The following is a 13,095-nucleotide window of genomic DNA, read 5'->3' as shown; positions in this document are numbered from 1 at the left end:
GCAAAACCCTGTGGGAGCGAGCTTGCTCGCGAAGAGGCCCTGTCAGTCAATATCTCTGTTCGATGAACGACCGCATTCGCGAGCAGGCTCGCTCCCACAATGGGCGTTGTTCCAGGCTGCGACATAGGTGCAACGGTCAGACGCATCCTAAGCGGCTAATATGGCAGTTCAACGCTGTCGATTGTCTGAGATTTCCGCTATATGCAAACTGCTTACACCGTCCTGATCCTGCTGATGCTGGTTAGCGTTTCGCGTCTGGTCGGGCGGGTCATTCCGCTGCCTCTGCCACTGGTGCAGATTGCCGCCGGCGCCTTGCTCGCCTGGCCGACCTTGGGTCTGCATGTGGCGCTCGATCCCGAATTGTTCCTGTTTCTGTTCCTGCCACCCTTGTTGTTTTCCGATGGCTGGCGCATGCCCAAGCGCGAATTCTGGCATTTGCGCGGGCCGATCCTCACGCTGGCGGTGGGGCTGGTGTTGTTCACCGTGGTCGGCGCCGGCTACTTCATTCATTGGTTGTTGCCGTCAATTCCGCTGCCGGTGGCCTTCGCCCTGGCGGCAGTGTTGTCGCCGACGGACGCTGTGGCGGTGTCGGCCATTTCACAAAACCGCTTGCCGACCCCGTTGATGCATATATTGCAGGGCGAGGCGCTGATGAACGATGCCTCCGGTCTGGTGACGTTCAAGTTCGCCCTGGTGGCGGCCATCACAGGCGTGTTCTCGCTGACCAATGCCAGCCTGACTTTCGTCCTGGTGGCGCTCGGCGGGTTGGCGGTCGGTGTGGCCTTGAGCTGGCTGGTCGGGCGCTTGCGGGCGTGGATGATTGCCCGTGGCTGGGATGATCCGGCGACGCACGTGGTGTTCATGTTGTTGCTGCCGTTCGCGGCTTATGTGCTGGCCGAGCGTCTTGGCGTCTCGGGCATTCTCTCGGCCGTGGCGGCAGGGATGATGCAGAGCTGGCTTGATCTGTTGCCTCGGCAGACCAGCACCCGCTTGCTCAATCGCAGCGTCTGGTCGCTGCTGGAGTTCGCTTTCAACGGTTTGATTTTCCTCCTGCTCGGCCTGCAGTTGCCGGACATCATCAAAGCCGTGGTCAGTCACGAGCCGACGTTGTGGCCGACGTTGTTCTATCGCTGCCTCGATGTCGTGGCGATTTTTCTTGCGCTGGTGTTGTTGCGGTTTGTCTGGGTGCAGAGCATCTGGCGTCTATCGGTGCTGTTGCGACGCTTGCGCGGCAAGGGCGAGCTGACGCAAGTCCCGACCGCGCGCTCCTGCTGGCTGCTGACTGTCGGCGGTGTGCGCGGTGCAGTAACGCTGGCCGGCGTGATGTCGGTGCCGATGTTGATGGGGACGGACGCGTTTCCCGAGCGTGATCTGCTGATCTTCATCGCCGCCGGGGTGATTCTGCTGTCGCTGATTTCGGCATGCATCGCGCTGCCTCTGCTGTTGCGCGGCATCGAAAAAAGCCCGGACGACAAGCGGCGCCAGGAAGTGCGCGATGCCTGGCGCAAAACCGCGGAAGCGGCGATTCATGCGCTCGAGACAGAGGAAACCACTCCGCAGGACGCTGCTCAGGCCGCTTTGTCCGCCGAGTTGAAGGCGCGGATCATGTCCGAATATCGTCATCAACTGGATGTCTTCAACGATTCCGCCGAAGCGCAGGCCCTCGCGTTTCAGATGGATTTACTCGAGCGGCGCATGCGCCTGAAAGCGCTCAGGGCACAGCGTCTGGAACTCTATAGCCTCAGTCGTCATCACCAGATAGGTGATGACGTCCTCAGAGAAGTGTTGGCCGATCTGGATTTGAGTGAGGCCAATCTGGGGAAGGTCAAATAACCCAGCAAGAGTCCGCACCAGATGGCTGGTGCGGACTCTTGATGATTACTGCTGGCGAGTGATGAAGGCGCGAATCCGTTCGGCGGCTTCGACGCATTCGGCCAGGGGGGCAACCAGCGCCATGCGTACACGGCCTGCGCCCGGGTTGACGCCATCGACATCACGGGACAGATACGAACCCGGCACCACGGTCACGTGCTCTTGCTCAAACAGGTCGCGGCAGAATGCGGCGTCATCACCTTGCACGTTCGGCCACAGATAGAAGCTGCCATCCGGACGCTGCACGTCCATTACCGGGCTGAGGATCTCCAGCACCGCATCGAATTTCTCGCGGTACAGCGCACGGTTGGCGCGCACATGCACTTCGTCATTCCACGCCGCCACGCTGGCCAGTTGCGTTTGTACCGGCATCGCGCAGCCGTGGTAGGTGCGATACAGCAGGAAGCCCTTGAGGATGTCGGCATCGCCGGCAACAAAGCCAGAGCGCAGGCCCGGCAGGTTGGAACGCTTGGACAGGCTGTGGAACACCACGCAACGCTTGAAATCCTTGCGACCCAGTTCAACACAGGCAGTCAGCAGGCCCGGCGGAGGGGTTTGTTCGTCGAAGTACAACTCGCTGTAGCACTCGTCGGCGGCGATCACGAAGTCGTATTCGTCGGCCAGGGCGATCAGTTTTTTCAGGGTGTCGACCGGGATCAGCGCGCCGGTCGGGTTGCCCGGCGAGCAGAGGAACAGGATCTGGCAACGTTTCCAGATGTCCGGCGAAACGGCATCGAAATCCGGGTTGAAGCCGTTCTCGTCCAGGCACGGCAGGTAGTGCGGCTTGGCCCCGGCGAGGAACGCGGCGCCTTCGTAGATCTGGTAGAACGGGTTCGGGCTGACCACCAACGCATCGTCGCCACGGTTGACCACGGTCTGGGTGAACGCGAACAGCGCTTCACGGGTGCCATTGACCGGCAACACGTTGCGCGCCGGATCGATCCAGCCGCTTGGTACGCCGAAACGACGCTCGCACCAGCCGGCAATGGCCTCGCGCAGGGCGGGGATACCGAGGGTGGTCGGGTAGACGGCCATCTGATCCAGACTGTTGGCCAGCGCTTCGGCGACAAAGCTTGGCGAGCGATGTTTCGGTTCGCCGATCGACAGGGCGATCGGGCGTTTGTCCGGGTTCGGGGTCACGGTGCCGAGCAGGGCGCGGAGCTTTTCGAACGGGTACGGCTGGAGCTGGTTCAGAGCGTTGTTCATTGGGGCTGGGTCTCGTGCAAAGCCATTTGAATCCGGGGCGCCATCAAATACTGAGGCGCGACAGTTTGATATCGGGTTCCTGATTGACGCTCAGTTGCTCAACGATCGCATCCTGCAAACGGCTGCACAGCAACGGGTCGGACAAGGGCTGGTTGTGGGCGTCGGTGATGAAGAAGACGTCCTCCACGCGCTCGCCGAGGGTCGCAATCTTGGCGTTCTGTAGCGACAGGTCGAACTCGAGGAAAATCCCGCCGATCCGTGCCAGCAGGCCCGGGCGATCAGGGGCGGTCAATTCCAGCACGGTCACCGGACGCTGCGCATCGTTATGGATGGTGACCTGCGGCGCAAAGGCGAAATGCTTGAGCTGGCGCGGTACGCGACGCTGGATGATCGTCGGGTAATCGTCCGGGTTGCGCAGGGCTTCGGTCAGGCCTTCGCGGATCTGCTTGACCCGTGCCGGGTTGTCGCCGATGGATTCGCCTTCGTTGTCGAGCACAATGTAGGTGTCGAGGGTGAACTGGCTGCTCGAGGTGATGACCCGGGCGTCGTGAATGTTCAGGTTGAGCTGATCCATCGCCGCCACGGTCACGGCGAAAAAATCATGCTGGTCCGGTGCATAAATGAAGATCTGCGTGCCACCCTCGAACTCGCGCTGGGTGGTTTCCTTGATCAGTACGAGCGGCCCGCCATCGACCGGTTGCTGCAGGATCGCATCGCTGTGCCAGGCCACGTCGCCGGCGGTGTGGCGCAGGAAATAGTCATCGCCCAATTGCGCCCACAGTTGCTCGACATCGTCCGGGTCGGTGCCACCACGCACCAGAATATCCAGCGCGGCGCTTTGGGTCTGGCGGATCTGCTCTTCGCGGTCCACCGGGTTTTCCAGGCCACGGCGCAAGGCGCGCTTGGTCTCGGTGTAGAGCTGGCGCAACAGGCTGGCGCGCCACGAGTTCCACAGTGTCGGGTTGGTCGCGTTGATGTCGGCCACGGTCAGCACGTAGAGATAGTCGAGGCGGGTTTCATCGCCAACGGCCAGGGCAAAGTCGTGAATCACTTGCGGGTCGGACAAGTCCTTGCGCTGCGCGGTGGTCGACATCACCAGATGGTTCTGCACCAGCCAGACAATCAGACGGCTATCCCACACCGGCAACTGATGACGCTGGCAGAACGCCTCGGCATCGACTGCGCCGATCTCCGAGTGATCGCCATGCCGGCCTTTACCGATGTCGTGGTACAGGCCCGCCATGTAGATCAGTTCGGGCTTAGGCAGTTTGGCCATGAGTTTGGCGGCCAGCGGAAATTTCTCCGAGACCTGGGTGTACTGCAATTTGCGCAGGTGCTTGATCAGGTTAAGCGTGTGCGCATCGACCGTATAGATGTGAAACAGGTCGTGCTGCATCTGCCCGACGATAAAACCGAATTCGGGCAGATAACGCCCGAGAATGCCGTAACGGTTCATCCGGCGCAGGTTGCGGTGGATGCCGATCTTGCACTTGAACAGCTCGATGAACAGGCTGGTGTTACGAATATCGTTGCGGAAGTTGTCGTCGATCAGGTGACGGTTTTCCCGCAGCAGACGAATGGTATCGGCGCGCACACCTTTGATTTCCGGCTGCTGGGCCATCAGCACGAAGATCTCGAGCATGGCGAATGGCGTGCGGCGGAACACGTTGTCGTTGCGTGCCTCGATATAACCGTCGTGCAACTGGAAGCGTGAGTTGATCGGCTGCGGCGCAGCTTCGTCTTCCGGCGCGAGAATGACTTCCTCGAAGTGCTGGATGATCAGGTCGCTGAGCTGGGCAATGCTCATAACCACACGGAAATATTGCTGCATGAAGTTTTCGACGGCCTGTTTGGCGTCGTCGCCTTCAAAGCCGAGCAATCCGGCGATGGTGCGCTGATGATCGAACAGCAAGCGGTCTTCTGAGCGGCCCGCCAGCATGTGCAGGGCGTAGCGCACTTTCCAGAGGAATTCCTGAGAGGAGGCGAGCAGGGCGTTTTCGCTTTCGACCAGGAAGCCTTCGCCGGCGAGGGCGCGCAGGTTCAGGGTGCCGTATTGACGCCGGGCCACCCACAGAATCGTCTGGATATCCCGCAGGCCACCGGGCGAGCCTTTGACGTTGGGTTCCAGGTTGTATTCGGTGTCGTTGTATTTGTGGTGACGGGCTTTTTGCTCGGCGCGCTTGGCCAGGAAGAACTCTTTGGCCGGCCACATGTGTGCGGTGCTGGTGACATCGAGCATGCGCTGACGCAGACGCTCGGGACCGCAGATGGTGCGGCTTTCCATCAGGTTGGTGACGACGGTCAGGTCAGCACGGGCCTCTTCGGCGCATTCGTCGACTGAGCGCACACTCTGACCGACTTCCAGGCCGATGTCCCACAGCAGCGTCAGAAAACGCTCGATGGAGTCGCGGAAAACTTCGTGGTCGGCGCTGTCCAGCAGGATCAGCAGATCGATATCGGAATAAGGGTGCAGCTCACCGCGACCGTAGCCGCCGACCGCGACCAGCGCGATGTCGGCGTCTTCGCTCCAGTTGAACTGCTCCCAGGCCTTTTGCAGGATGTTGTCGACGAACCAGGCGCGGTCTTCGATCAGGCGGCGGATGTCGCGGCCATTGCGAAAACGCGTGTCGAGCACCTCGCGAGCCTGGCGGATCGCCTTCTTGAACGCCGCGATAGGACTCGCTTTCAGGGCCAGTTCAGCCTGGAACTGGCCGCGGTCGAAGAGTTCGGGATCCACCTGCGGCATCGATTGGCTTTCCTTCTATAAGGCTGGGAGCGTTGTGTGGATCAGGCCGAGACGCGCGGGATGGTGTCATCGGCGCGCAGGGTGAAGATCTCGTAGCCGGTGTCGGTGACCAGCAGGGTGTGTTCCCACTGTGCCGAGAGCTTGCGGTCCTTGGTGATCGCGGTCCAGCCGTCGCCGAGTACTTTGGTGTCGGCCTTGCCCTGGTTGATCATCGGCTCGATGGTGAAGGTCATGCCGGCCTTCAGTTCCATGCCGGTGCCCGCGCGGCCGTAGTGGAGGATCTGCGGCTCTTCGTGGAAGACCTTGCCGATGCCGTGACCGCAGAACTCGCGAACCACGGAGAAGCCGTTCTTCTCGGCGTGCTTCTGGATCACTTCGCCGATGTCGCCGAGGCGGCAGCCGGGTTTGACGATCTCGATCGCCTTGTACATGCATTCCTGGGTGATCTGCGACAGACGCTCGGCCCAGACCGGCACTTCGCCGACGTGGAACATGCGGCTGGTGTCGCCGTGGTAACCGTCCTTGATCACGGTGACGTCGATATTCAGGGTGTCACCGTTTTTCAGCGGCTTGTCGTTCGGGATGCCATGGCAGACCACATGGTTGATCGAGGTGCAGATCGACTTCGGGTAGCCCTTGTAGTTGAGCGGGGCAGGGATGGCTTGCTGCACGTTGACGATGTAGTCGTGGCAGATCTGGTTCAGCTCATCGGTGGTGACGCCCGGCTTGACATGTTCGGCAATCATTTCCAGCACATCGGCGGCCAGTTTGCCGGCGACGCGCATGCCAGCGATGTCCTCGGGAGTTTTGAGGTTGACGGTCATACAGGCTCTCTCTGCGCTCGGCGGCGCTTGCTGATACGAATAGGGTGGCGAGTGTTCGATTGGCGACCCTGAAAAACGCGATTCTAACAGACGCACGGCGCAATTCAGCGCCCGCGTGCATCGCTTCTCTCTATACAATGGTGCGTTCGGGGCCGATTCCAAGGGGGCTGCGCCCATGTCCTTGGTGCGAATACAGATTCCGGGTTCCGTTTCTGCGCACCCTGTGGTATAAAATGCGCCGCTTTCCGGGGATACCCCGAAAAGCTTAAATCCACACACGTGTCGACACGATGACCTGGGTGCTTTTGGCTTTATGCCACTGGTTGGTCATTGGGATACGTGGAGGCCAAACCCGACTTATTAAGGAACTATCATGTCCCAAGTCAACATGCGCGATATGCTGAAGGCCGGTGTGCACTTCGGTCACCAAACCCGTTACTGGAATCCGAAAATGGGTAAGTACATTTTCGGCGCGCGTAACAAGATTCACATCATCAACCTTGAAAAAACCCTGCCAATGTTCAACGAAGCTCTGACTTTCGTAGAGCGTCTGGCCCAGGGCAAAAACAAGATTCTGTTCGTCGGCACCAAGCGTTCCGCTGGCAAGATCGTTGCTGAAGAAGCAGCACGTTGCGGTTCGCCGTACGTCGATCACCGCTGGTTGGGCGGCATGCTGACCAACTTCAAAACCATTCGTGCTTCCATCAAGCGTCTGCGTGACCTTGAAGTTCAAGCCGAAGACGGTACTTTCGCCAAGCTGACCAAGAAAGAAGCGCTGATGCGCTCCCGTGACCTGGAAAAGCTGGATCGTTCGCTGGGCGGCATCAAGGACATGGGCGGTCTGCCAGACGCACTGTTCGTGATCGACGTTGACCACGAGCGCATCGCGATCACCGAAGCCAACAAGCTGGGCATCCCGGTAATCGGCGTTGTCGACACCAACAGCAGCCCGGAAGGCGTTGACTACATCATCCCAGGCAACGATGACGCAATCCGCGCTATCCAGCTGTACATGGGTTCGATGGCTGACGCAGTGATCCGTGGTCGCAACAATGTTGCTGGCGGCACTGTAGAATTCGCAGCTGAAGAAACTCAGGCTGCAGCTGAGTAATTAACGCCCTGGCGTTGACTCAGTAAGCAAAAAGGGGGCTTGGCCCCCTTTTTGCCACCTCGAAAACCATTTGTCGGCGGCGCAGCTACAGCTCCTGTAACGTGCAGCAGCTACAAGGTGGGGCTCGGGACGAATTGAACGCCCGTTCGATCGGGTGGAATGGTTGAAAACCTATCCAAGAGGAATTTGAAAATGGCAGCAATTACTGCAGCGTTGGTTAAAGAACTGCGCGAGCGTACCGGCGAAGGCATGATGGACTGCAAGAAAGCCCTGGAAAAGGCTGACGGCGACATCGAAAAAGCCATTGATGACATGCGTGCTTCGGGCGCGATCAAGGCTGCGAAAAAGGCTGGCAACGTTGCCGCTGAAGGCGCAATCGCAATCAAGGACGACGGTAAAGCTGCCGTTATCCTGGAAGTGAACTCGCAGACCGACTTCCTGGCCCTGCAAGACGACTTCAAAAATTTCGTTGCTGCCAGCGTTGAAAAAGCCTTCGCTGACAAGCTGACCGACGCTGCTCCGCTGATCGCTTCGCAAGAAGCTGCTCGTGAAGCACTGGTTGCCAAAGTAGGCGAGAACGTCAACATCCGTCGTCTGACCCGTATCGAAGGCGACGTTGTAGGTTCGTACCTGCACGGCAACAAGATCGGTGTTGTTGTGGCTCTGAAAGGCGGTGACGTCGAGCTGGCCAAAGACATCGCGATGCACGTTGCTGCCAGCAACCCTGAGTTCCTGCTGCCTTCGCAAGTTTCGGCTGAAGCGATCGAGCGTGAAAAAGCTGTGTTCCTGCAGCTGAACGAAGAGAAGATCAAAGGCAAGCCAGAAAACATTGTTGAGAACATGGTCAAAGGCCGTATCAGCAAGTTCCTGGCAGAAGCAAGCCTGGTTGAGCAGGCGTTCGTCAAGAACCCTGAAATCAAGGTTGGCGAGCTGGCCAAGAAAGGCGGCGCAGAAATCGTTTCCTTCACTTACTACAAAGTAGGCGAAGGCATCGAGAAGCCGGTCGACAACTTCGCTGAAGAAGTTGCTGCCCAGCTGGCTGCCGCCAAGCAATAAGACGGTTTTTCAACTGTCGCCCGAAAGAGGCTGCCCGCTTACGCGCGCAGCCTCTTTTCAGATGGGGTTGCCAATTTTTAATTGGTTTCCACTTGGAACTGACTTACAAAGCCATGTTCCGATGGCGCTGAAGCAGCGCCAAGCTAGAGTGAACGCCAGCTGTAAACAGCTCGCAAAGAATTTTTAAATACGCCGCAGGAGAGATTCGCAATGGCTCAGCAGGGCAGTGGTTATCAGGCTCGCTATAAACGCATTCTACTCAAGCTTAGCGGCGAGGCCCTGATGGGCTCGGAAGAGTTCGGGATCGATCCAAAAGTGCTGGATCGGATGGCGCTGGAAGTCGGCCAACTGGTCGGCATCGGCGTACAGGTCGGTCTGGTGATCGGTGGTGGCAACCTGTTCCGTGGCGAGGCGTTGAGCAAAGCCGGTATGGATCGGGTGACAGGTGACCACATGGGCATGCTGGCCACTGTGATGAACGCCCTGGCCATGCGCGACGCGCTGGAGCGTGCCAATATCTCGGCCATCGTGATGTCGGCCATTTCCATGGTGGGCGTGACCGATCACTATGATCGCCGCAAAGCCATGCGCCACCTGAACTCCAAAGACGTGGTGATTTTCGCGGCCGGTACCGGTAATCCGTTCTTCACCACGGATTCGGCAGCCTGCCTGCGTGCAATCGAAATCGATGCCGATGTCGTGCTCAAGGCGACCAAGGTCGATGGCGTCTACACCGCTGACCCGTTCAAAGACCCGCATGCCGAGAAGTTCGATCATCTGACTTATGATGAAGTACTGGATCGCAAGCTGGGTGTGATGGATCTGACCGCTATTTGCCTGTGCCGCGACCACAAGATGCCGCTGCGCGTATTCAACATGAACAAGCCCGGTGCCCTGCTGAACATCGTCCATGGCGGCGCTGAAGGCACCCTGATCGAGGAAGGTCAACAATGATCAACGAAATCAAAAAAGACGCTCAAGAGCGCATGCAGAAATCCCTGGACTCTCTGACCCACGCCTTTGGTCAGATTCGTACCGGCAAGGCTCACCCAAGCATTCTGGGTAGCGTGATGGTGCCGTACTACGGCGCAGACACCTCCATCACTCAAGTGGCGAACATCACCGTTAAGGACTCGCGTACCCTGCAAGTCGTTGCGTTCGAGCGCAACATGCTCGCCGCAGTCGACAAGGCAATCCAGAGCGCTGGCCTGAACCTCAACCCGACCAACCTGGGCGAGTTGTTGCTGATCTCCATGCCGGCCCTGACTGAAGAAACCCGCAAGGGCTTCACCAAGCAGGCGCGCAGTGCCGCCGAAGACGCGCGAGTTGCCGTGCGCAACATTCGTCGTGATGCCTTGGGTGAGCTGAAGAAGCTGGTCAAAGACAAAGAAATCAGCGAAGACGAAGAGCGTCGTGCTGCTGCCGATATTCAGAAAATCACCGACAAGGCTGAAGCTGATATCGACGCGGCTACCAAGCAAAAAGAAGCGGATCTGATGGCCGTATAAGGTTCGAGCTTTTAATGGACAAGACCAAGCAGACTGCGCCGTCCGCGGTGCCGCGCCATGTCGCGATCATCATGGATGGCAACAATCGCTGGGCGAAAAAACGCTTTATGCCGGGTGTCGCCGGGCATAAAGCGGGCGTGGATGCTGTGCGGGCCGTCATCGAGGTGTGCGCCGAGGCCAAGGTCGAGGTGCTCACCCTGTTCGCGTTTTCCAGTGAAAACTGGCAGCGCCCGGCCGATGAAGTCAGTGCCTTGATGGATCTGTTCTTCAAGGCATTGCGTCGTGAGGCCAAGCGCCTCAACGACAACAACATCAGCCTGCGCATCATCGGCGATCGTTCACGCTTTCATCCGGAGCTTCAGGCAGCAATGCGTGAAGCTGAAGCGATGACGGCCGGTGCCAACCGTTTCATCCTGCAGATCGCCGCCAATTATGGCGGTCAGTGGGATATTGCACAGGCTGCCCAGCGTCTGGCGCGTGAAGTCCAGGCCGGGCACCTGCGCCCGGAAGACATCACCCCGGATCTGTTGCAAACCTGTCTGGCGACCGGCGATCTGCCATTGCCGGACCTGTGCATCCGTACCGGTGGCGAACACCGCATCAGCAACTTCTTGCTGTGGCAACTGGCTTACGCCGAGTTGTACTTCTCCGACCTGTTCTGGCCGGACTTCAAACACGATGCCATGCGTAATGCGCTGGCCGATTTCGCTTCGCGCCAGCGTCGCTTCGGTAAAACGAGCGAACAGGTCGAAGCTGGAGCCCGGGTTTAATGCTTAAACAACGAATCATCACTGCGCTGATCCTGCTGCCGATCGCCTTGTGCGGTTTTTTCCTGCTCGAAGGTTCGGGTTTTGCCCTGTTCATCGGTCTGGTCGTGAGTCTGGGCGCCTGGGAATGGGCGCGTCTGGCGGGCTTTACCGCTCAATCGTTCCGCGTCGGGTATGCCGCGGTCGTCGCATTGATGTTGTTCGTCATGTATGTGCTGCCGGGCCTGGCACCTTGGGTGCTGGGGGCTTCGGTGCTCTGGTGGGCGGTGGCGACTTATCTGGTGCTGACATATCCGCGTTCCAGCGAGCATTGGTCCACGGCTGCCACCAAACTGGTCATTGGCTTGCTGATTCTGTTGCCGGCCTGGCAAGGTCTGGTGCAGATCAAGCAGTACCCGCTGGGTAACTGGCTGATCATGGCGGTGATGGTCTTGGTCTGGGGTGCCGATATTGGTGCTTACTTCTCCGGGCGCAAATTCGGCAAGCGCAAGCTCGCCCCGCAAGTCAGTCCGGGGAAAAGCTGGGAAGGCGTGTACGGTGGTCTGGTGCTGAGTCTGCTGATTACCGCCATTGTCGCGTTTGTCCGCGACTGGACCGTCGCCGAGTTGCTTAAAGGCTTGATTGGCGCTGCGCTGATCGTCTTCATCTCCGTGGTTGGCGATCTGACCGAAAGCATGTTCAAGCGTCAGTCCGGTATCAAGGACAGCAGTAATCTGCTGCCCGGTCATGGCGGCGTGCTTGATCGTATCGACAGTCTGACCGCGGCCATTCCGGTATTCGCCGTGCTGCTGTGGATGGCTGCACCGTGAGTCGCCCACAACAGATTACCGTTTTGGGTGCGACGGGCTCGATCGGCCTGAGCACACTCGATGTCATTGCCCGGCATCCTGAGCGTTATCAGGTTTTCGCGTTGAGTGGTTTCACGCGTTTGAGCGAGCTTTTCGCCTTGTGCGTGCGCCACGTGCCGCAATTCGCTGTGGTGCCCGAGGCAGCTGCCGCGCGCAGTTTGCAGGACGATTTGCGTGCCGCCGGTTTGCCGACCCGCGTATTGGTAGGGGAAGAGGGCCTGTGTCAGGTCGCTGCTGCTCCGGAAGTCGATGCGGTGATGGCAGCAATCGTGGGTGCAGCAGGGCTGCGTCCGACCTTGGCGGCAGTTGAAGCAGGCAAGAAGATTCTTCTGGCCAATAAAGAGGCGCTGGTGATGTCCGGCGCCTTGTTCATGCAAGCGGTGCGCAAGAGCGGTTCAGTGCTGCTGCCGATCGACAGCGAACACAACGCGATTTTCCAGTGCATGCCACCGGATTTTGCTCGTGGATTGAGCTCGGTCGGTGTCCGTCGGATTTTACTCACAGCCTCTGGTGGTCCGTTCCGACAGACGCCCATGAGTGAATTGGCGCATGTTTCACCTGATCAGGCGTGTGCGCACCCGAACTGGTCCATGGGGCGCAAGATTTCGGTCGATTCGGCCAGCATGATGAATAAAGGTCTTGAGCTGATCGAGGCTTGTTGGTTGTTCGATGCAAAGCCTTCGCAGGTCGAGGTGGTGATTCACCCGCAGAGCGTGATTCACTCGCTGGTCGATTATGTCGACGGTTCGGTACTGGCGCAGTTGGGCAATCCCGATATGCGTACGCCGATTGCCAATGCCCTGGCCTGGCCGGAGCGCATTGATTCCGGTGTAGCACCACTGGATCTGTTCGCCGTCGCGCGTCTGGATTTCGAGGCGCCGGATGAAGAACGCTTCCCTTGCCTGCGTCTGGCGCGGCAAGCTGCCGAGGCTGGCGACAGCGCTCCGGCGATGCTCAATGCGGCCAATGAAGTGGCGGTGGCGGCGTTTCTCGACGGACGGGTCCGTTACCTGGAAATCGCGAGTATCATCGAGGAAGTCTTGAGCCTCGAGCCGGTTGTTGCATTGGCAGATCTCGAGGCCGTGTTTACGGCTGATGCCAAGGCGCGAGTCCTGGCTGAGCAATGGTTGAAGCGTCACGCTCGATAAAATTTGCAA

General features: G+C 59.1%; 11 protein-coding genes. 8 read left to right on the top strand and 3 right to left on the bottom strand.

Translation table 11 applies throughout. From position 1 onward, the window contains the following. Window positions 1-201: 201 nt before the first annotated feature. The gene (locus BMY54_RS20925) at window positions 202-1,833 is read left to right on the top strand and encodes a Na+/H+ antiporter (RefSeq protein ID WP_093436604.1); all 1,632 of its coding nucleotides are present in this window, start codon (window positions 202-204) and stop codon (window positions 1,831-1,833) included. Between the two features lie 45 nt (window positions 1,834-1,878). Here the strand turns inward: BMY54_RS20925 and dapC are convergent, their stop codons facing one another. From dapC to map, 3 genes are read right to left on the bottom strand one after another with little or no spacing between them, the layout of a single operon-like run. Then, on the bottom strand, window positions 1,879-3,078 hold the full coding sequence (gene dapC, locus BMY54_RS20920) for a succinyldiaminopimelate transaminase (protein WP_093436601.1): 1,200 nt from the start codon (window positions 3,076-3,078) through the stop codon (window positions 1,879-1,881). Between the two features lie 43 nt (window positions 3,079-3,121). Beyond that, window positions 3,122-5,824 (bottom strand): [protein-PII] uridylyltransferase, encoded by a 2,703-nt coding sequence (locus BMY54_RS20915; RefSeq protein ID WP_093436598.1) that lies wholly within the window; start codon window positions 5,822-5,824, stop codon window positions 3,122-3,124. A gap of 41 nt (window positions 5,825-5,865) precedes the next feature. After that, entirely contained in the window at window positions 5,866-6,648 is a 783-nt protein-coding gene (gene map / locus BMY54_RS20910) for a type I methionyl aminopeptidase (RefSeq protein ID WP_007908857.1), read from the bottom strand. 373 nt (window positions 6,649-7,021) lie between these two features. Here map and rpsB point away from each other — a divergent pair, with 373 nt between their 5' ends. The 7 genes from rpsB (at window position 7,022) to ispC (ending at window position 13,086) form a co-directional block, all read left to right on the top strand. Next, window positions 7,022-7,759 (top strand): 30S ribosomal protein S2, encoded by a 738-nt coding sequence (gene rpsB, locus BMY54_RS20905; protein ID WP_003222119.1) that lies wholly within the window; start codon window positions 7,022-7,024, stop codon window positions 7,757-7,759. 192 nt (window positions 7,760-7,951) lie between these two features. Beyond that, window positions 7,952-8,815: a translation elongation factor Ts gene (gene tsf, locus BMY54_RS20900; RefSeq protein WP_093436595.1), complete on the top strand. Its 864-nt coding sequence runs from the start codon at window positions 7,952-7,954 to the stop codon at window positions 8,813-8,815. A gap of 210 nt (window positions 8,816-9,025) precedes the next feature. Beyond that, window positions 9,026-9,769, top strand: a complete 744-nt coding sequence (gene pyrH / locus BMY54_RS20895; protein WP_003222124.1) for a UMP kinase — start codon at window positions 9,026-9,028, stop codon at window positions 9,767-9,769. Continuing rightward, complete coding sequence (gene frr, locus BMY54_RS20890; protein WP_034156333.1) at window positions 9,766-10,323, top strand: ribosome recycling factor; 558 nt, start codon at window positions 9,766-9,768, stop codon at window positions 10,321-10,323. Before pyrH ends, frr begins: the two co-directional genes overlap by 4 nt. Window positions 10,324-10,337: 14 nt before the next feature. Further along, window positions 10,338-11,093 carry a polyprenyl diphosphate synthase gene (gene uppS, locus BMY54_RS20885; protein WP_007908854.1) on the top strand — a complete coding sequence of 252 codons (756 nt, stop codon included), beginning with the start codon at window positions 10,338-10,340 and terminating at the stop codon, window positions 11,091-11,093. Then, window positions 11,093-11,899, top strand: a complete 807-nt coding sequence (locus tag BMY54_RS20880) for a phosphatidate cytidylyltransferase (RefSeq protein ID WP_093436592.1) — start codon at window positions 11,093-11,095, stop codon at window positions 11,897-11,899. The genes uppS and BMY54_RS20880 overlap by 1 nt, the downstream gene beginning before the upstream one ends. Beyond that, the gene (gene ispC / locus BMY54_RS20875) at window positions 11,896-13,086 is read left to right on the top strand and encodes a 1-deoxy-D-xylulose-5-phosphate reductoisomerase (RefSeq protein ID WP_093436589.1); all 1,191 of its coding nucleotides are present in this window, start codon (window positions 11,896-11,898) and stop codon (window positions 13,084-13,086) included. Before BMY54_RS20880 ends, ispC begins: the two co-directional genes overlap by 4 nt. The last annotated feature ends 9 nt before the right edge of the window (window positions 13,087-13,095 follow it).

Origin of the sequence: Pseudomonas sp. ok266 (assembly GCF_900110195.1) — a bacterium.
GTDB classification, from domain to species: domain Bacteria; phylum Pseudomonadota; class Gammaproteobacteria; order Pseudomonadales; family Pseudomonadaceae; genus Aquipseudomonas; species Aquipseudomonas neuropathica.
Note: the sequence above shows the minus strand (reverse complement) of the source record. Positions and strands in the feature narration are given on the sequence as shown.